The 18,212-nt window shown below is 70.2% G+C and carries 19 protein-coding genes; all 19 read left to right on the forward strand.

The annotated features are described in order from the left end of the window. The first annotated feature begins 1 nt into the window (after nt 1). The 19 genes from AB0H71_RS09880 to AB0H71_RS09970 all read left to right on the forward strand — a co-directional run bounded on the left by AB0H71_RS09880 (nt 2) and on the right by AB0H71_RS09970 (nt 18,189). Nucleotides 2-784 (forward strand): PE-PPE domain-containing protein, encoded by a 783-nt coding sequence (locus tag AB0H71_RS09880; RefSeq protein WP_357017372.1) that lies wholly within the window; start codon nt 2-4, stop codon nt 782-784. Further along, complete coding sequence (locus AB0H71_RS09885; RefSeq protein WP_357017374.1) at nt 781-1,509, forward strand: hypothetical protein; 729 nt, start codon at nt 781-783, stop codon at nt 1,507-1,509. The genes AB0H71_RS09880 and AB0H71_RS09885 overlap by 4 nt, the downstream gene beginning before the upstream one ends. A gap of 289 nt (nt 1,510-1,798) precedes the next feature. Further along, the gene (locus tag AB0H71_RS09890) at nt 1,799-4,291 is read left to right on the forward strand and encodes a hypothetical protein (protein ID WP_357017376.1); all 2,493 of its coding nucleotides are present in this window, start codon (nt 1,799-1,801) and stop codon (nt 4,289-4,291) included. A 16-nt stretch (nt 4,292-4,307) separates the two neighbouring features. After that, nucleotides 4,308-4,844 carry a hypothetical protein gene (locus tag AB0H71_RS09895; RefSeq protein ID WP_357017378.1) on the forward strand — a complete coding sequence of 179 codons (537 nt, stop codon included), beginning with the start codon at nt 4,308-4,310 and terminating at the stop codon, nt 4,842-4,844. A gap of 52 nt (nt 4,845-4,896) precedes the next feature. Continuing rightward, on the forward strand, nt 4,897-5,229 hold the full coding sequence (locus AB0H71_RS09900; protein WP_357017381.1) for a hypothetical protein: 333 nt from the start codon (nt 4,897-4,899) through the stop codon (nt 5,227-5,229). A 203-nt stretch (nt 5,230-5,432) separates the two neighbouring features. After that, nucleotides 5,433-6,041 carry a hypothetical protein gene (locus AB0H71_RS09905; RefSeq protein ID WP_357017384.1) on the forward strand — a complete coding sequence of 203 codons (609 nt, stop codon included), beginning with the start codon at nt 5,433-5,435 and terminating at the stop codon, nt 6,039-6,041. Then, nucleotides 6,034-6,471, forward strand: coding sequence for a hypothetical protein (locus tag AB0H71_RS09910; RefSeq protein WP_357017387.1), 438 nt, complete (start codon nt 6,034-6,036; stop codon nt 6,469-6,471). Before AB0H71_RS09905 ends, AB0H71_RS09910 begins: the two co-directional genes overlap by 8 nt. Before the next feature lie 126 nt (nt 6,472-6,597). Next, nucleotides 6,598-7,185: a hypothetical protein gene (locus tag AB0H71_RS09915; protein ID WP_357017390.1), complete on the forward strand. Its 588-nt coding sequence runs from the start codon at nt 6,598-6,600 to the stop codon at nt 7,183-7,185. Between the two features lie 120 nt (nt 7,186-7,305). After that, nucleotides 7,306-7,596 carry a hypothetical protein gene (locus AB0H71_RS09920; protein ID WP_357017393.1) on the forward strand — a complete coding sequence of 97 codons (291 nt, stop codon included), beginning with the start codon at nt 7,306-7,308 and terminating at the stop codon, nt 7,594-7,596. A 47-nt stretch (nt 7,597-7,643) separates the two neighbouring features. Beyond that, nucleotides 7,644-7,973: a DUF5361 domain-containing protein gene (locus AB0H71_RS09925; RefSeq protein WP_357017396.1), complete on the forward strand. Its 330-nt coding sequence runs from the start codon at nt 7,644-7,646 to the stop codon at nt 7,971-7,973. Between the two features lie 54 nt (nt 7,974-8,027). Beyond that, nucleotides 8,028-10,382 carry a hypothetical protein gene (locus AB0H71_RS09930; protein WP_357017398.1) on the forward strand — a complete coding sequence of 785 codons (2,355 nt, stop codon included), beginning with the start codon at nt 8,028-8,030 and terminating at the stop codon, nt 10,380-10,382. Continuing rightward, nucleotides 10,379-11,266 carry a phage tail protein gene (locus AB0H71_RS09935; RefSeq protein ID WP_357017400.1) on the forward strand — a complete coding sequence of 296 codons (888 nt, stop codon included), beginning with the start codon at nt 10,379-10,381 and terminating at the stop codon, nt 11,264-11,266. Before AB0H71_RS09930 ends, AB0H71_RS09935 begins: the two co-directional genes overlap by 4 nt. Continuing rightward, on the forward strand, nt 11,266-12,888 hold the full coding sequence (locus AB0H71_RS09940; protein ID WP_357017403.1) for a phage tail protein: 1,623 nt from the start codon (nt 11,266-11,268) through the stop codon (nt 12,886-12,888). Before AB0H71_RS09935 ends, AB0H71_RS09940 begins: the two co-directional genes overlap by 1 nt. Before the next feature lie 36 nt (nt 12,889-12,924). After that, nucleotides 12,925-13,965 carry a hypothetical protein gene (locus AB0H71_RS09945; protein ID WP_357017406.1) on the forward strand — a complete coding sequence of 347 codons (1,041 nt, stop codon included), beginning with the start codon at nt 12,925-12,927 and terminating at the stop codon, nt 13,963-13,965. A gap of 90 nt (nt 13,966-14,055) precedes the next feature. Next, the gene (locus AB0H71_RS09950) at nt 14,056-15,048 is read left to right on the forward strand and encodes a hypothetical protein (RefSeq protein ID WP_357017409.1); all 993 of its coding nucleotides are present in this window, start codon (nt 14,056-14,058) and stop codon (nt 15,046-15,048) included. Then, nucleotides 15,045-16,097, forward strand: a complete 1,053-nt coding sequence (locus AB0H71_RS09955) for a hypothetical protein (RefSeq protein WP_357017411.1) — start codon at nt 15,045-15,047, stop codon at nt 16,095-16,097. The genes AB0H71_RS09950 and AB0H71_RS09955 overlap by 4 nt, the downstream gene beginning before the upstream one ends. Before the next feature lie 90 nt (nt 16,098-16,187). Further along, nucleotides 16,188-17,471, forward strand: a complete 1,284-nt coding sequence (locus tag AB0H71_RS09960) for a hypothetical protein (protein WP_357017414.1) — start codon at nt 16,188-16,190, stop codon at nt 17,469-17,471. Next, nucleotides 17,471-17,761: a hypothetical protein gene (locus AB0H71_RS09965; protein ID WP_357017415.1), complete on the forward strand. Its 291-nt coding sequence runs from the start codon at nt 17,471-17,473 to the stop codon at nt 17,759-17,761. The genes AB0H71_RS09960 and AB0H71_RS09965 overlap by 1 nt, the downstream gene beginning before the upstream one ends. Beyond that, nucleotides 17,761-18,189 carry a hypothetical protein gene (locus AB0H71_RS09970; RefSeq protein ID WP_357017418.1) on the forward strand — a complete coding sequence of 143 codons (429 nt, stop codon included), beginning with the start codon at nt 17,761-17,763 and terminating at the stop codon, nt 18,187-18,189. The genes AB0H71_RS09965 and AB0H71_RS09970 overlap by 1 nt, the downstream gene beginning before the upstream one ends. The last annotated feature ends 23 nt before the right edge of the window (nt 18,190-18,212 follow it).

The raw sequence follows: 18,212 nt of genomic DNA on the forward strand, positions 1-18,212 counted from the left end.
CATGCGACTGTTCCCGAGGCTCAGGCGGCTGCGCACCGGCAAGGTGACGGTTCTCCTGCTCGGCGGCACCTGGAATCCGCGCGGCGACGCCATCGGCGCCGCCTTCGCCGAGCACCTCGACACCGCCCGATTCGTCACCCGAATCGTTGAGTATCCAGCGGATTACGGCCGATCCGTCCCTTACGCCGACAGCGTCGCCGCAGGGGAGGCCGCGCTGATCGCGGCGATCCGGTCCACGCCCGGCGACCTGATCCTGGCCGGCTACTCCCAGGGCGCCGCCGTCGCGGGCAACGTCGCCGGCGCGATCGGCCGAAACGATCTCGACTGCCCGGCCGTGCTCGCCTGCGCGCTCATCGCCGACCCGCTCCGGCCGCAGGGCATGGCCGTCGGCCCCGACCCGGGTGGCTACGGGATCGCCGGGCAGCGCCCGGTCCCGCGGATCCCCACCTTCTGGGCGGCCGCACCGGGTGACCCGATTACCGCGTTGCCCGCGGGAAACCCACTCCGGACCGTCGCCGATCTGAGCGGCTACTTCAGCTTGAGCAGCACCCGCGCCGCCTGGCGCTGGGGCCGCAGCCTGCTCGACGCGGCGACCCATCGGCAACTGCAGCGCTGGTGGTCGCCCGAGCATCGGCGCAGCTGGGCCGGGGCCGCCGCCTACGCCCGCGGCTACCTCATCGACGGCAGGCACACCTCGGACTACCTGCGGGACGGCCATGTGGCCCGGCTCGCCGAACGGCTCGGCACCGAGCTCGACACGCTCCGGACGGAGCGGCGGGCGTGACCGACGGCCTCTTCCTGACTCGCACCGAACTTCGCGAGCTGGCTGAGTTGCTTCGCGAAATCCCCGAGCTGGCCGACGATCTCGTTATCGCCCGGTCCAAGCAGGCGAAGCTAAGCAGCCGCACCGACTTCCGCATGCGCCGGCGCCCCGGCGAGCAGCCGCTGCCGTACGACCCGGCGGCGGCCACCGCCGCCGACCACCTGCATGCGGTGCTCGGTGGCTGGGTCCGGCTGGTGTGCGAACAGCGCGCCCTCGACTACCGTGGCGCCCCGATTACGGCCGACCTCGCGCGCTGGCTGGACCGCAACCTGATCGCCCTCGCCATGACCGACGGCGTGCAGGGCGCCCCGCTCGAGATCGGCCGAGCGGTCCGAATCGCGACCGACGTCGTCTGTCCGCCCGTAGCCACGACCGAGTGGGATGAGGGCATGATCGAGCGGGCCCGCGCCGGCCGGCTCAATGCCTCCGGCATCGCCACGCTTGCCAAGGAACTCGGCGCCGAGTACCGGACGCTGACCGTGCGGCGGGTGCAGACACTGCGCGACGCGGGACGGATTGCCCCGGTGCCCGGCCCGTGGGCGCCGGGCTGGCCGGAGATGTTCGTCGTCGGCGCGGTGCTCGATCAGCACCTCGCGCATCCGGTCCGGCAACGCACCGGCTCGAAAAACGCCTGCTCAAACTCTATTTCGGAGGAAATAGTTGACAGGGCGGGTCGCGATAGGTGAAGATTGGTGCAGCGCCAGAGCTGCGCCTCGATCCGGAACTCACCGGAAATCCTCAGATTTCTCCGTGGCCCCGCACCTTGTCCAAGGTGCGGGGCCACGGTCGTTCGAACCTGCGACACACTCCGGAATTCCCTGCGGTGTCTGTCGGCAAGCAGGTCGAGCCCGCCTCCGGCTCGCCCACATAGCTGGCGGCTCCATCCGCGGCACCGAGGCCCTCCGCCGTGGCCTCCGCGTTGCCGGCGCCGGTCAGGGCCCTTCATACTCAGCCCGTCGACCCTCGAGGTGACCCATGACCACTCCTGCCACAAGCCGTCGGTCTCCGGAAAGCTGGATCGAGCAGCGTGTGGGCTGGATTCTGGCGGCGACGCCGGTGCTGAAGCCCGAAGACAATACCGGTTCCGGCGAGCCGACCCGGGTGCACGACTTCTACAAGATGACGCCGCAGGCGGCGGCCCGCGCGCTCGACCGGATCGACGCGAGTCGCCGGTTGACGCACAGCGCCCTGCCGACAGCTGCCGCGGCCTCGGGTACGCCTGGAACGCCATGGTCGAAGCTCGGTGAGGCGCTCGCTAGCCAGCTTTCGGGTACGGCATCGCAGGTCAAGCCGATCGTCGATCCCGAAGCGGGGTCGGTACTGGACGACGAGGGCTTCGTGGTGCCGCAGCCGGGCACCGTGCCGAACCCGGGCGCCGGTACGCGGCCCCCGGGTGATCCCAAGGCGACCCCTCCGCCACCGGCGACCCAGCAGAGCACTCCCCCGCCGCCGCCGCCCCCCGCGCCGAACAGTGCGGGCGCGCAGACGCAACCACTGGGTACCGGCCCCGGAACTGCGCAGCCAGCGCCTGCTGCCACCCCCGGCTCGACCTCGATGGCCACCCTCGACCTCCTCGGCGTGCAAGCCCCTCTCGAGCCCGGGCAGAGCCGAGTACTGCCCACCGGCTACATCATGACGGCCAACCCCGATGGAACCACATCGGTATCGCGATCCGATCCGAAGACCGGCGCCATCCACACCGACGTCATGTCCAACGGCGTCGTCATCTCGACGGCCGTATCGCAGGTGGTGCCCGGCACGAACGGGATGAGCAGGGACACCGTCATCACCGATGCCAGGGGCACGTCGCAGGTGCGCTCGGCCTCGAATGGTGCCGGCGGAGTCACCACCTGGACCGCAAATCCCGATGGCACGCATTCGGTTCAGTACCCGGACGGCACGATCATTAGGGAGCGCGCCCGTGCGCCGATCGAGGTCGTGCAGCTCTCGCCGGATGGGCTGAGCGGCAGGGCCGAAGGTGTCAATTCGGACGGCACGACCTACGCGATTGCCTTCAGGCCCGGGATCGCCGGCCCGCCGACCAGCGACATCGCGATTTCCGACGGCTCCCGCTTCTCGGTCACCACTGTCCGCGGTCTGACGAACGGTGAGTTGTTGAGCATCGTCACCCGCCCCGACTCGTCCCGCAGCGTCGTCTACCCGGACGGCACCGCCGTGCCGATCGATCGCTACAACAACGCCATCGGCAGCCCGAACTACGGAAACCAGTTCGACCCGTTCACCGGAACCTGGCGATCGGACCCTTTCCACCGGCGCGGCCCGATCACCACGAAGCCGGACGGCACCAGCGAGCAGGAGTGGTTCTCCCGCGACGCGGACGGCGCTGAGCGCAAGAGCCTTGCAAGGTTCGACGCGGCCGGCAACCTCGTCCTGCTGGAGACGCTCGATTACACGGGGCTCGCGGTCAGGAACTTCGAGACCTTCGACGGGGTCACTGTGCCCAGCAGCTCCAACTTCCTCGACTCGGGCCGCGTCGAGGACGAATCGGCCATGGTCTTCGAGGCCATCTTCATGTTCACCGGCGTGCCCTCGCTCGGAACCGCACTCGCCCGCACAATCACCACCCGCCTGCTCACGCGGCAACTCGCGGCGCAGGGAACCTCCCGAGCCGGCATCGAATTGGCATTGGGCAATCTCGGACTACGGAGCGAGACCGCATTTCTCGGGTCGGCCAGCGCCCGGGGGGTGTCTGCCCTCAGCGGCGGCACCGGCCTGGCGGACGATTTGACTCGGTTCATTCGACCTCTGCCGCCCGCAGGTGCCTATGCCCCGACAGGCGCCTTGGACGCAGCGATCGTTGTCTTGCGGAGTACGACCACCAGGTACCACGCCATCGTCGACGGTGGAGCGGCTTCCGCTGTGGCGATCAAGCGCGCCGCTATGGCAGGAATCAGTACGCCGGGCACGTTCCCAGCTGAAACAGCCGTGCTGATCCGAGCCATCGCACAGCGCATTCGGGATTATTCGAGACTTCTTCACGCCAGGTCTCGGCAGCTCGTCCCGAGCGGACAGAAGATGGTGCCGGGTAAGGGCGAAGACTACGTGGCCCGGTACGGTCGTGGCCCGTTCCCCAATCAGATGGCGGACCGACTCGACGATGAGCTGGCGCGGGCCGATGCAGCCGGGATCAGGCCGAGGTCTCCCGAAGGTCGAGAGTTCGATGATATGATCAACAGCGGTGAGCGAATAAAATGGGCAGTCACAACAAATGGCGAGCTGCGAGTGATTCCGCACGATATTCCTGGGTACGATGAGGTGCCGCATTCTGTTCTTGTTCGAGAGGGCTCCGTGCTGGCCGCGGGAGAAGCGCAGATAGCAGGAAATGCGACCGACGGATACATCGGTTTGGAGATAACGCCGCATTCCGGTCATTTCCAGCCGAGCCTGGAGAGCCTGGAAGTCGGACGTGAAGCATTCCAGCGGTATGGGATCATATTTTTTGAGTGACGTGGAGGGCTGAGTTATGGAACATGTACCCGAACTCTTCGATTCGGTCATATCCATGTCACCGGCCGAGATCGAGAAGTGGGTGCTCGACGTCGATCGGCCGCTGTCGACGTTCAACTGGGAAGGTCTGGCAGAAGTTGCTGGAGCGGAAGCGATGGCGGGTACTCGTGCGGTAGATCTAGCTTGGGCTCAAGTGGCTCTCGCTGTAAGGAACCGGTTGGAGCGGCGGGCTGATTCGGAATCCGAGCAGAGGCGGCAGTATCTGAGCGGTGTGCGGTTGCGTGCGGAGATGGTGGAACGACACGGAGCGCGATCGGACAGTTCTCTGTTGGATTGCCGAGATGTGCTGCGGAAATTCACGCAGCGGTGGTCCGGTCGATACGACTCGGTCGATTCCGATGCCGGCCAGTGGCGAGACCTTCCCAGAGCCCGAATTCTCGAGCTGCGTCTCCTCAAGAACGAACTGTCCGTACTGAAAAGGCTTGCCCCATTCGCGGTGGAAATCGACGAGGCGATAGCGCCGTGGATGTCGCTGTGGAATCGTTTGCCGTGATATGTGAACCCGCGGCCGCGTCGAAACCTGTTGACAAGGCCGGATGCGATAGGTGAAGATCGGTGCAGCGCCAGAGCTGCGCCTCCATCCGGAGATCGCCGGAAATTCCCACTTTCTTCCGCGGCCCCGCACGTTGCCCAACGTGCGGGGCCGCGGCCGTTCCATCGGTGATCCGAAGGGGGCACTTGTGGATGAGATCATGCGCGGTCTGCTCGAAATGACCTCGCACAACGCCCATCCGACAGCTCCGGCCGTGGCGGAAGCGCACCGCACCATGCGGGTACACCGCGGCTGCGGCATCGACCACTGTGGTCGGAAGCGCCAAGCCCTGCGCGTTCTCATCGCAGCGGGCCGGATCGTTCCCGACTCGGCGCGTCTGCGCTGACCCCGGCTCGCCCCGCCGGCTCCCCTCGCCCGGAAACGGCCGCTGAGGGTCGCCAGCCGCGGGGCGCCCCGGCCCCACCCCCTGACCCCCGGGGGGTGGGGCCGCCCTACCGACCCCTCCGGCGCGCGGCGCCGGAGTGCCGAACCCGCGCCGCGGCGCCCGACACGAAGGTCTGGGAATCGGACATGTCCGACGACGAAGTCGTGAGAACCGTGAGTTTCTCGAATCATCAACCACCACCGCAGGATTCCGGCACCGGCGACCGGCAGCTGGTGACACCGGAGTTCCTGGCCTTCCTGCAGCAGGCGCTGACCGGCAAGCTCGACGAGACCCGGGTCACCGAACTCGACCCGCAGGTGCGGGCGCTGGCCGAGGAGCTGTCGGTGATCCACCTGCCGGAGTGGCACGACGAGGTCGGGCGGAAACGGGCCGAGCCGACCGTCACCGGGATCAAGCAGGCCACCAGAGTGGCCGCCTACCTGGTGCGACGCGGTGTCCGGGTGCACGCCGAGCTGGAGGAGCTCCGCTGGGCGCCGACGCCGGGCGGCCAGCCCGGTGCCTTCGACATCGGCATCCACGTAACCAGGGATGAGAACGGCCAGTGGCCGGTCCCCGATGTCGAGGAGTTCTACGACTTCGAGCAGATCGAGGTCAGGCACCAGGACGACGGCACCTGGGTGGCGACGCACCCGCGCGGCCTCGCCGTCGAGGCGCCGACCAGAAGCGACGCCTATGCGGGGCTCGTCGACGCGCTGCGCGTCCGGATCGAGGAAGCCCGCCGGCGCGAGAAAGGAGACGAACGCGATGAGTGAACGAATCGTGTTCACCGATATCGAGGCGACCCTGGTGAGCTACCTGGCGAACCGGCTCGCCGCCGTATCCGATACCGCCGAGGTGGTCACCGTTGTTCCCGATCCCGCACCGGCGCGGCTGGTCCGGATCTCCAGGGACGACCGCAAGGGCCGGATGGATCGGGAGGACCGGGACGGCTTCCGCGGCGCCCACCTGATCCTCGATCGGCCCCGGATCATCCTGGAGTGCGGGGACTCCTCGGGTGCGGCGGCGGAGCTCGCGAGCACCGTGCGCTCGATCCTGAGCAGCGCGGCGCCGGGGTACATCGGCACCGTGTGGTGCGACCACCTCGAGGACGTCGGGCTGGAGCACACAACCGACCCCGTCACCGCCGCCCCGCGCTACGTGATCACGACGGACCTCGTCGTCCGCGGCACGGTCGCGGACTAAGACCTCCGGCAGCCCGGCTGCCGGTCGAACGTGCGAGGCGCAGTCCTCGCCCGGCTCCCCGCGAGCGGAGCCGACAACTGAATACCCGTCCCGAGGGCCTGCGCAAATCCCAAGGGAGAAACAACCATGGCTCTGCCCTCCAGCAAGCTGATCGGCGCCGGCACCCCGAACATCGCCGTGACCGGCGGTGTTCTGGTCGCCCCGACGGGCACCACGCTGCCCATCGGCGCCGCCACCAGCCCCAACGCCGCGTTCAAGGCCCTCGGTTACGTCTCCGAGGACGGCATCGAGTCGCAGGGTGAGCGCAAGGTCGAGTCGGTCAAGGACTGGAACGCCGACATCATCGCCCAGCTCCAGACCGAGCACTCCGTGCGCTTCGGCCTGACCCTGTACGCGGTGTGGGACCAGGACGTCCTGCGCGAGGTCTTCGGCGCGGAGAACATCACCGCGACCGCGGCCACCTCGAGCACCGGCAGCCTCTACACCATCCAGGAGACCGGCGCCGTGCTGCCGCACCGCGCCTGGATCTTCGACATCAAGAACGAGAGCAAGAAGCTGCGGATCGTTCTGCCGAACGCCAAGATCTCGCAGGTCACCGAGAAGAAGTTCGTTTCCACCGAACTCGCCGGCTTCACCATCACCGTCGAGGCGTTCAAGGACGCCGCGGGCGTCAAGGCGTACCGCTACCTCGATGACGGCGTGCTGAGCGCCTGACACAAGCCCCCAGTGGCGGCGGGTCAACACCTATGCGCAGGCCCGCCCGCCGCCGCTGGGCCCCTCGGCCCGCTCGCCTGCGCACTTTTTCCTCTCTTGTTCCGAAGGGTCTGCGACATCATGACTTCCCCCCAAGCTCCCGTCACGATCGCCAAGCCGGTCACGGTCAAGGACGAGTTCGTCCACCGGGTGAACGGTACCGAGGTGCGGCTGCCCTCGCTGTCGTACCTGAAGCCGGGGCTGATCCGGCGCATCCGCCGGCTCGGCGACGTCGACGCCATGTACACGCTGCTCGAGCTGGTGCTGCCCGCGGACGTGCTCGCCGTGATCGACGACATGGAGCCGGACGACTACCACGTCCTGCTCGACGCCTGGCGCACCCACTCGGGGGTGAACCTGGGGGAATCCTGAGCCTCGACGCCCTCATCGAGGAGCGGAGCGAGGCACTCGAATTCGATTTGATCACCCTGGGGCTGCGGCTGCGGCAACTCGGCACCGACGACCTCAGCTGGCGCGACCTCAAGGTGGTCGTGCAGGGGCTGCCGGTCGGTTCGGCGCTGTTCCGCGCCACGCATCCGGACCAGCACCGCTGGCAGCTGACCGAGCACCTGCTCGCCGACGTCGCCGACTCACTTCGCTGGCTGGTCTGGGCGAAATCCGACGATGCGCAGCACGGCCGCGGCCGGCCGCAGCCGATCCGGCGCCCCGGCGTGCAGGACAACCGCGAGCGGGTCGGCACGGCTGTCGGCATCGATCAGATGAACGGATTCCTCAACTGGTCCGGGTGATCCGACCGGTGGCCGGCGCGACCGAGAAAGTGGATGTGAATTGTGGAGAAACAAATGAGCTCCGGTGCACGGCCGCCGGTCATGGCGCTGCCGGACATTCTCGCCATGACGACGAGCGGGCAGCCGAAGCCGGGCAGGCGGGTCACCCTTCCGAGCGGCGCCGTCTGGGAGGGCGGACAGACCGAGGGCACCTCGACCATCACGCTGCCCGGCCGGGGGGCCCTGCTCGTCGACTCCGGGCGATCCAACGGCATCGTCGGCGAATCGGTGAGCCTCGATGCCGTCGCGGATGCCTTCGCCGCGGCCTTCGGTCAGGTGCCGAAGCTGTTCGGCGAGTGGATGACCGCCGATGCCGACGGCGAGGGTGACACCGAGACCAGGGTCGTCTCGGTGACCTCGAAGACGACCTTTCGAAATCCGGCACGTTCCCGCCGCCGCGGGGGTCGTCGGCACGAGCACGAGCCGGATGGCGAGGCGATCGGGCTCGCGAACGGTGGGCGGATCACGGGCCCCGGCGGCCCGCGGGACGACGCCGTCCTCGCCCGCCTCTCCGACGGCGAGTTCGTGATCAACGCCGCGGCGACCTCGCATGTCCTGCCGCTGCTCGAGGCAATCAACGCGGGTTGGGTACCGTCGCCGGCGTTCCTGGCGGGCATGCTGCCCGGCTTCGCGGCGGGCGGGCCGGTCGGCTCGCCGCTCGCCGATGATCGGAACTGGCGAAACCTGCTCGTCGCCCCGCGCGGGACGGCGGACCCGGATTCGCGCTGGAACGCGCTCGGGCTCTTCGGCCTCGCCGCCGACGCCATGGACGGCATCGCGAACGCGGCACTGAACGCGGGCGGCCGGGCCGGCGCCGCGCTCGGCGCCGCGGTGGCCCCCGCGCTCGGGCCGGGCGGGTTGTTGCGCTCCCTGTTCGGGCGCCAGGGCGGTACCGGAACGCCGTCGGCGGCCGCGACCCGGGGGGTGGACAGCCCGTCCGCGTCGAACCCGCTGATGGCGTCGCTGCGGGTGAATCCCGTCGGCATTCTCGGCGGGTCCGGCGGGAGCGGCACGCTGGCCCGGCTGTTCGGCGCAACTCCCGGGCTGCAGGCCGGGCTCGACCCCATGGGGGAGCTCTCCGATGCGCTCGGGACCGGCATGGTCGACGCCGCCACCGAGGCCGGCGGCGAGGTCGGGGCGGTGCTCGGCGCTGCCATCGCACCCGCGCTCGGCCCGGCCGGCGCGCTGGCGCCGCAGATCGGCGCGGAGCTGGGCCGGTTGGTCGGTTCGGAGTTCGGCGGCAGCCTCTCCGCGACGATGACGCTGCGGGGCGAGCTCCCCGGCGGGGCGCAGACAGCCGAGCTGGGAACCGCGTCCGGCCCCGGCGACAACACGGGCGCCCCCGACGATCCGGGCTCGAGCTCGCTCGCCCTCACCCCCGCCGGAACCCCGCCGAACTCGATTGTCGGCGGGGGCGGCGCGGGCGGGTACTCCGGCCTCCGGGTCATCCAGGATCCGGAGGGCGTCAGTGGCGGAATCCCGCTCGAGGACCTGCTCTCCGCCGTCTACGGCGGGCCGTCGGGCGGCGGTAATCCGGCGCACCGCGGCACCCCGGCGAACGGGCAGCAGGGTGCGAGCCCGCTGGCCCTCGCCGGAACCGAGTACAAGGCGCAATCGGGCGATCTCGCCGGGCTCGGCCTGGTCACCGGTGCCAGGATGGGAAGCAGCCTCGGCGAGGCGCTCGCCCCGGCGCTCGGCGCCGCCGGCGGCCCCGCCGTGCTCGGATCGCAGCTCGGCGGTGCCGCGGGCGCCTGGCTCGGCAGCCTCGCCGCCGCGCTCGCCCCGGTTCTCGACCCGACCGGCCGATGGGCGGGCGAGCTGGAGGCGAACCTGGGCGGCGATCTGGGTGCGAGTCTCTACGGCGAGCTGGGGAAGGCATTCGGTATGCCGGGCGGACCGGGGGCGGGCAGCCCCTTCGTAGTCGACCAGGAGTCACTCACCGCGGACGTCCTCGGCGGCGCGATCGGCGGTTTCGCCCAGGGCGGGTTGCTCGGTGCGGTGAAGGGCGGCCTCACCGGCGCCGCGTCGGGCGTCGGCGGACAGCTCGGCGCCGCGATCGGCAGCGCGGTGGCGCCCGGCATCGGCACCGCCGTCGGCGGAATGCTCGGCTCGGCCATCGGCCAGATGGGCGCCGCCGCGGTGATCGAACCCGTGGAGCGGGTCATCGGTTACACCGCCGACACCGCGAAAGAGGTGGCAGGCAGCGGCTTCGGCCTGGTCGACCTGGCGAAAGGCCCGGGCGGGCGGACCGCGCGCGGCGATATCTACAACTTCAACGGCATGGACCCCAAGAGCGCCGCCATCGCGGTGGAGCGGGTCCGTCGACGCCGCACGCTGGCACAGCAACGCGGAGGAGGGCTCGGACGATGACCCACCAACTCTTGAACACGCACGACACCAAGGTGGTCGTGTGGGACGTCAACGGCAAGGTCTGGCACCTCTCCGGCGCGAATGCCGGGCGCGAGGGGGTGCGGCTCTCGGCGCAGTCCGGCTACATGTTCGCCCCGACCCAGCTCCTGGTGTCCGAGGGTGCGCGGCAGGACGGCGCGACCTTCCTGCGCTCGGTGCGCTCGAAGAAGGAGTGGGACTTCCTGGTCCTCGTCTCCGGCGCCGGGCTGCACCGCTCGGCGCACCCGGTGCGCGACTTCCACGCCGTGCACGACGCCTGGTTCCGCGGCTGGTCCACCGACAAGCCGGTCACGGTCGGCCACTACACCAGGCACCAGGGCTGGCGATTCCAGCAGGCGCAGCTCGACGCGGCCCCCGAGCACGTCGGCGACGTGGACCCGGCCCGCAATGCCTTCGCCGTCTACAAGATGTCAGCGGTCGCCATGGACCCGCTGGAGCGGCACTTCGACGAAACCTCGGTCTGGACGAACACGAGCGGTCTCGGCGAGGGCGTCGTGCGCGCGCGCAACGCCGCCGACCAGCCGGCCTGGCCGCGCTACACGATGAACGGCCCTGGACGCTGGTCGATCCTCGACCCGGTCGGCGGTGACCTGCTGCGCATGGTGCAGACCCCGGTGCTCGGCGCGAACCAGACGCTCCGGATCGACACCCACCCGCGGCACCGCACCGCCCGGCTGTACGGCGGCACCGCGATCACCAATGTGTGGGGTCAGCTGGCGGGCAGGCGCTGGCTCGCCGAGCTGCCGCCGTGGAGCGCCACCGACATCACCGTCCGGGTCGAGGGCGGCGGCACCGAGTCGAGCCTGATCGTCTCGGTCACGCCCCGATCCTCCAGGCCGTTCTGATGAGCACCCCGACCTGGGATCCGCGCGCCGAGTCGCGCCGGATGGACGCGCTGCACAAGACCGAGCAGGAGGAGTGGCGCGACCCCGGCGTGCTGGTGCGCTACTGGGACAAATTCCTGCGCGAGGTGGGCGAGGAGCACAGTTACCTGTCGCTCGAGTTCACCTATCCGCGCAATGCCGCCGGCGGCCTCAAGATGATCTGCCCGCGCGACATGGTGCACTTCGACCACCTGTTCAACAACCCCGACGGTGAAGACGCCACCATCCCGATCACCGTCAACACCAGGGGATTTCGCTGGGACGGCTACATCACCAAGGCCTCCATCGTGCGGGACGAGCACGGCGTGGAAACCGTCGACGTCGAGGCGATCCACTGTTGGAACCACGTCGCGACGATCTGCTGCTGGGCCAGCCCGTTCGCACCGATCCTCGCGCAGTTCCCCCGGCACCACATCCTCTTCGGCCCGGCCCGCAGCCTGATCACCACCTACCTCACCACCAACCTCATGCGGCTGCAGGCGCCCGGCTGGGCCCCGCCCGCGACCGCCGACGACCCGGACTGGGCCGGTGTCGGCAACAGCCTCTTCCCGATCGCCGTCGTTCCGGTCGATCCGCTCACCGACACCAGCCGCTGGAACGCCGCGTCGGCTCGGTTCGACATGGCCGACAAGCTGTTCGGGCCGATTCTGGAGGACTCGGAAGTCGACCTCACCGCGCGGTTCTTCCTCCCCGGCGAGGACGAACAGCCCGCACCGGAGTGGTTCTTCCTGGAGCGGCCGACCGTGGTGCTGGAGACGGCCGACAAGTCCGGCGTCACCGGCGGCCCCGCCGGTTCGCTGCTGACCGGCATCGCCTCCTGGATCGAGGAGTTCCTCGACGACGGCACCACCCCGGTCCGTTACCCGCGCTTCGAATCGACCACCGAGTACGAGGCGATCTACGGGCAGTACGGCAGCCTCGGCACGTTCCGTAACTTTCCGTGGGTCTGGTACTTCGAGGGCGAGTACTCCGGGATCGGGCCATCCGAGATCGCGCTGCACAAACCCACCGCGACCGACGTCATCATCGGCGGGCGCTCGCCCGGCTGGGTCAACGCCGGGATCGAGATCGCGATCAAGAGCCTGCTCGGGCTGATCGGGCTGGACTGGCTGTACCGCGGCCAGCTCGACGACGTCTTCCTCGCCTGGATGGTCTACCGCGACATGCGCCGGGTCGAGCGCGCGGGGCCGTACGCCTTCCGCGAGCTCTACATCACCGGCAGCGACAAGGCCTTCACCCTGGACGGCCTGGTCGCCGGGTTGCAGGGGTTGCACCTGACCCGCGGCTACACGAGCAAGCGGGTCACGGTGCAGGACAACGCCCCCTACATCCTCGGCCGGGACTTCGGCCTCGGCGACCAGATCGGCTTCGTGCTCGGCGACCAGATCTTCACCGACCACGTCACCGAACTGACCTTCGTCGACGACCGGGAGACCTCGGCCACCTGGCAGATCGTTGTCGGCGACGGCTCCGACGAAGAGGACTCCACGGTCAAGGCATGGCAGCGCCTCGGCCGGGTCGCCGCGGCGATCAAGGATCTGGCCACCGACGTCGGCGCCGATCTGGACCTGCTCATCTTCTGAGTCCGCGGACCCCGAACCTCACGAACAGGAGAACCCATGGCGGACAGAACATTCACCGCCCACATGACCGTGCGCCGCGAGGTCGACATCGATGGCCTGCCGATCCTGACCGCCGAGGCCGCGCCGGTCGGCGACGCCGCCGGCCTGCCGCTGCCCGAAGGCCAGGCCGGCGATCCCGGCCCCGGCGGCAGGCCGCGCACCACCTTCCGCAAGGAGGGTGTGCTCGCCGATGCGTCGGTTCGCCCCACCGGCCTCGGCGCCGAGGACCGGGGCAGGTGGTGGCACCGGCTGGACGACAACGGGATGGACGTGTGGACCGGGAACGGTTGGCAGCACTCACCGGACGCGGTCGGCCCGGAGGGCCCGCCCGCACCCGCGAATACCATCACCGAGGTCGTCACCGAGCGGCACGAGAGCCTGACCGTGCCCGCCGCGGTCTTCACCGGCACGGGCGCCGAGCAGTCGTTGCGGGTCACCATTCCCGCCGGCGAGCGCGGCCCGAAGGGGCCGCCCGGCGCCTCCGGGGCCATCCTCTCGGCGCCGGATTTCGACCCGTCCTACCCCCCGCAGCGTGGCGACGTCTTCGCGTATCACCGGGCGAGCCGGAAGTTCCGGTCGGTACCCGCTCCGCTCGGCAGCGGGCCGTGGTCCTGGTACCAGCCCGATTTCCCGGCCGAGACGGTCGAGGCGGCGAGTCGGATCACCGCGGGCACCTTCACGATTCCGGCGCAGCCCTTCGACTGGCGGCCCGTGGTGTACGGCCACGGCTACTACTACGCCGCGGGCGACACCGGCAATGCCGCCGAGATCGTGGTACGGCTGCACCACGCGCAGGGGCAGATCGTGGCGACCTCGCCCGCGGGGTCAGGCGGCTGGTTGTACATGCCGGTCGTGCCCTGCTACCGCGACGGCGGCACCACCAGGGCCATGTCGCCGACCTCGGAGTTCGCGATCGTGCCGGCGGGGGAGCCGGCCAACCTGGTCGTCTCGGCCGAGCGCACCGGGACCGGCAGCGGCTCGATCGGATTCAAGAACACACAGGCCTCGCTCGTCGTGTTCGCCCGACCCATCGGATGAGGTGAGATGTCCACCCTAGGAGAGTATTTCGCAGCGACCGCGCTCCGCGGTATCGATGAGGGAATAGGAACGCCCGGCGTCGCGCAGGCGATGCAGGGCACGCCGGCCGACGGCTCGCTCGAGCTGATGATCGGCTCGCCCGGCCCCCAGGGGCCAGCGGGCGCGGCCGCTGCCCCCTTCCGCTGGGAGGGCGACATCGCCGACCAGGCCGCGCTCACCGCGCTGGCCACCCGGCTGACGCCCGCCAACGCGGGCAAGGCATGGCGGGTGCTCGCCACCGATTCCCTGGTCTACTGGAACGGTTCCGGCTTCGACACCTTCGCCGAGGCGTTCGGCGCCATCGGCCCGGACGGTGCCGTCTGCACCCTGACCCTCGGCACCGTCGACACCGGTGCGGTCGGGTCCGACCTGCAGGTGACGGTAAACGGCACACCGCCCGCGCTCACCCTGAACCTGACCGTCCCCCGTGGCGGCAAGGGCAGCAAGGGGCTGCCCGGCGGCCCGGGGCCGCTGCGTAGCGCCCCCGATTACGCCGACGGCACCCACGTCGCCGGTGCCGTGCCCACCTGGAACGACACCGCGGGCAAGTGGACGCCGACCCCGTACCCCGGGCTGCGCGGACCGTGGACCATCCTGGAGAACCAGGCGTGGGACGGCGGCGCGGGCTTCGCGGCAGCGCAGTCGAACGTCTCGGCGGCCGCCCTGACCGTGGCCCAGCTGACCGTGCCCGCACAGGACGTCGCATGGCGTCCGATGGTCACCGGCGGTGTCGTTGTCGGTACGACGGAGGCATCCAACCAGCTGACGACAAGGGTGGACGCCGAGGTCCGGCTCGGTTCCGCGTCCGGGCAGATCGTCGCGCTCGGCTCCGGCATGGTCGCCGGTGTGGACAGCTACAACCGGTTCCAGCCGTTCTTCGGCACGAGCGCGATGACCCCGACCGGCTCGACCGCGGTGGTGCCCGCGGGTCAGACGGCGACCCTGTTCGTAGTGCTGCGCCGCAATGCGGGCACCGCCTCGTACGACTATTCCAGCGCACGCGCCCAGATCGTGTGCACCGCTCGACCCGTGGGGGCGTTGTGAGTACCGAGGACCCGTCCGACGGGCAGCTCGTCTTCGACGACGATGTCATGGTCACCATGCGCGGCGTCGCCGACTCGGTCGGACTGCCGTACACGGTGAACCCGGTGGAGCTCGTCGACCGCGAGGTCCTGATCGAACTGCGCGAGGGCCCGGCGGGCCCTGCCGGTCCGGAGGGCGCGGCGGCATGGCCGTGGCAGTGGCAGGGCGACATCGCCGATGTCGCCGCGCTCACCGCGCTCGGGCTCACGACCGCCGACGCCCGCAAGGCATGGCGCGTGGTGAATATCGGCGCCATCTACTACTGGACCGGCCTCGAGTTCATCGCATTCGAGGACGCCTTCGGGCGGCAGGGACACCGGGGTCCGCCGAACCCGCTCACCGGCTCCGCGGTGGCAGGCGCGCCGGGTTCGGCCGCGGCCGCGCAGATCACCGGCACTGCGCCGAACCAACACTTGGAGATCACCTTCCCGCGCGGCGTTGCCGGCGACGCGGGTGACCCCGGCGCGGCGGGCCCGATCCAGGATTCGGCGGACGTTCTGATCGATGACGAGCATCCCCTCGGCGCGGACTACGTGCTGCGCTGGGATGCGACCGCGCAGAAGTTCCGCCCCGCGCCCAGCCCGAGGCTCGGCGGGCCCTGGATCATCGGCCAGAAGCAGTTCGTGGACTCGGCCAATATCAACGCCGACTCGCAGGTCCTCGCCGCGATCACCATCCCGGCACAGCCGTCGCCGTGGCGCCCGCTGGTCGAGGGGGCGGCGGTGATCACCGCGCAGAACGGCACGCGCTGCGATGTCGAGGTGCGCGTCGGCGGCGCCGAGAGCGGTGTCCTGGTGGGCTACGGCCGCGGGTACGTCCTGAGCTCGTACGCCTACCTGCTGATCGCCTCCGGCTTCGAGTACCCGGTGCAGCCGGGCAGCACGACCGCGGTGATCCCGGCCAACCAGACCGTGACGCTCTACGTGGTGGCGCGGCGGGTGGCGGGCAGCGGCACCTACAGCGTGCGATCGAACTACTCCCATTTGGCAGTGCAGGCGCAGCCACTCTGAGCCGCTTCCCCTCCTCATGCCGGCGTCGCGCACGCCGGCATTCCTCTGCGGCACGCCTCGCGCTGCCCGATGTTCGAAAGGCATCGATCCATGGCTGATCTGCCCCCTCTGAAATACGGCAAGGTCGTCGGGCGCTTCCTCGCCAATGTCATCGACGGCCCCGATCTCGGCGACCACCCCGAGTTCCCGCCGCTCACCGGCACCGTCACCTTCGCCGCCGACGCGCCGACCGTGCTGGTGCCGCAGGCACTCCCGAGCCCGGCCACCTACGTGCAGCTGCCCAAGCACTACGAGTGTCAGCTCGACGAGTTCGGGTACCTCACCTGGCGCGGCAAGCGCGGGGTCCGGCTGGTCGCGCCCGGCTCCGGCACCAACCCCGCCGGGTGGACCTGGCGGGTCTCCTTCGACCTGTCCTACGACGGCGACGGCGTGCCGCTCCGCTCGTTCAGCTTCGAGGTGCCGGAGTACGTCGCCGGGCCCGACGCCGAGGATCCCGACAGCGACTCCACCGGCTTGGTCGACCTGACCCTCGCCGCCCCGGTGCCCTCCTCGGCGGGTAACGCGGTCGTCACCGGGCCGCCGGGTGCGGGGATCCAGATCGACGGCCAGGTCGCCACCTACGCGCAGCTGCCCGCTGCGCCGGGCGAGGGCGCGCAGTACGTCGTGCAGGCCGACGGCCTGCTCTACGTCTTCCACGCCTCCGGCGGGTGGCCGCCCAGCGGCCAGGGTGTGATCATCCGCGGTCCCGCCGGTACGACGGTATGGTCCGGGATCACCGGCAAGCCCGCCACCTTCCCGCCCGCGATCGGCGCCACCGCGACCACCGCGGTGGCCGGAGACGACCCGCGGTTGACCAATGCCCGCACCCCCACCACGCACACCCACCCGGCGAACCAGATCTCGGACTCGTCCGCGGTCGGGCGCTCGGTCCTCACCGCCGCCGACGCCGCCGCTGCCCGCACCGCCCTCGCCGTCGCCGCGACCACCGATCCGCGGCTCTCCGACGCGCGCACCCCGACCGCGGCCGGGCAGGCCTACGACATCGCCGTCAAGGCGCACACCGGCACCCGCGCCGCCGGGGCGGGCACCGCCCTGCCGGAGGGGCTCCGGCTTGAGCGCGCCGTGAAGATCAGCGCGGTGACCTACCGCGGCGAGACGGCGGGCACCGGCAACCTCGTGGTCGAACTGCGCCGCAACGGAACCGCGCTCACCGGCAGCAGCGCCACGATCGCGGCCGCCGCGCACGCCACCGACACCACGGTCACCGGTGACTGGAACCTCGCGGCCGGCGACCGGCTGACCGTGCACATCACCGCCGCCGACAGCCCGGCCGGTCGCGGGCTGCAGGCGAGCCTCAAGGGGGTGACGCTCTGATGGCGGTGCGCATCGGCGGCCCGGTGATCGTCTTCCCGACAGATCCGGGAGCGCCGCCGCCCGAGCCCGGCGGAATTCCGCCGTGGGCCACGCCGGAGTCGGGATATCCCGGCACCTACGAGCCGCCGTCCGATCCACAGCTGGAGCTCCTCGACGGGGAGACGGTCGTCGCCGTCGGCATGCTCGCCGACGGCGAAGTCGGCACCCTGACCGTCGCCTCCGAGGTCACGATGAACGTCGGCGACGTGCTGACCGTACGGGTCGCGGAGTCCGGGCCGGAGGTGCTCTGATGCCGCTGATCGTCGTGTCCGGCACCGGCGGGTTGAGCCCGATGGGCATGAACAAGAACGGTGATCAGGCGGTTCCGGCGAGTTCCACCGATCTGAAGGTGATCAACTGGACGCCGCGCAGCGGGTATGCGGCCACGGTAATCACCAACAACGAACTGGTCGCCGGCGGCGCGGGCGCCGTGACCGCGCGCTGCGGGGTGAACATCACCGGTTCGCTGCCGTTCCTGGGTGTACGGCGTTTTCAGCTGATGCTCAACGACACCGTCGCCAAGAGCGTCGATTCCGACCAGACGACCGTCGTTTTCACCGACACCCCGCTGACCCTGGCCGCCGGAGACCGCCTGTGGCTGCGGATGACCCAGCCGGAGACCTTCACCGCGACCGTGGTCAGCGGTGTCAACACCTACCTCTACTTCGACCTCGCCTGAGCGCGGGTCCGAGTGGGCACGCA

Source organism: Nocardia sp. NPDC050697, from assembly GCF_040654395.1.
GTDB lineage: Bacteria > Actinomycetota > Actinomycetes > Mycobacteriales > Mycobacteriaceae > Nocardia.

Excerpts from the sequence above, each read along its gene's own strand:
- AB0H71_RS09880 (WP_357017372.1), top strand. The coding sequence starts at position 2 with ATGCGACTGTTCCCGAGGCTCAGGCGGCTGCGCACCGGCAAGGTGACG.
- AB0H71_RS09890 (WP_357017376.1), top strand. The coding sequence starts at position 1,799 with ATGACCACTCCTGCCACAAGCCGTCGGTCTCCGGAAAGCTGGATCGAG.
- AB0H71_RS09895 (WP_357017378.1), top strand. The coding sequence starts at position 4,308 with ATGGAACATGTACCCGAACTCTTCGATTCGGTCATATCCATGTCACCG.
- AB0H71_RS09910 (WP_357017387.1), top strand. The coding sequence starts at position 6,034 with ATGAGTGAACGAATCGTGTTCACCGATATCGAGGCGACCCTGGTGAGC.
- AB0H71_RS09915 (WP_357017390.1), top strand. The coding sequence starts at position 6,598 with ATGGCTCTGCCCTCCAGCAAGCTGATCGGCGCCGGCACCCCGAACATC.
- AB0H71_RS09920 (WP_357017393.1), top strand. The coding sequence starts at position 7,306 with ATGACTTCCCCCCAAGCTCCCGTCACGATCGCCAAGCCGGTCACGGTC.
- AB0H71_RS09930 (WP_357017398.1), top strand. The coding sequence starts at position 8,028 with ATGAGCTCCGGTGCACGGCCGCCGGTCATGGCGCTGCCGGACATTCTC.
- AB0H71_RS09935 (WP_357017400.1), top strand. The coding sequence starts at position 10,379 with ATGACCCACCAACTCTTGAACACGCACGACACCAAGGTGGTCGTGTGG.
- AB0H71_RS09940 (WP_357017403.1), top strand. The coding sequence starts at position 11,266 with ATGAGCACCCCGACCTGGGATCCGCGCGCCGAGTCGCGCCGGATGGAC.
- AB0H71_RS09945 (WP_357017406.1), top strand. The coding sequence starts at position 12,925 with ATGGCGGACAGAACATTCACCGCCCACATGACCGTGCGCCGCGAGGTC.
- AB0H71_RS09950 (WP_357017409.1), top strand. The coding sequence starts at position 14,056 with ATGCAGGGCACGCCGGCCGACGGCTCGCTCGAGCTGATGATCGGCTCG.
- AB0H71_RS09960 (WP_357017414.1), top strand. The coding sequence starts at position 16,188 with ATGGCTGATCTGCCCCCTCTGAAATACGGCAAGGTCGTCGGGCGCTTC.
- AB0H71_RS09965 (WP_357017415.1), top strand. The coding sequence starts at position 17,471 with ATGGCGGTGCGCATCGGCGGCCCGGTGATCGTCTTCCCGACAGATCCG.
- AB0H71_RS09970 (WP_357017418.1), top strand. The coding sequence starts at position 17,761 with ATGCCGCTGATCGTCGTGTCCGGCACCGGCGGGTTGAGCCCGATGGGC.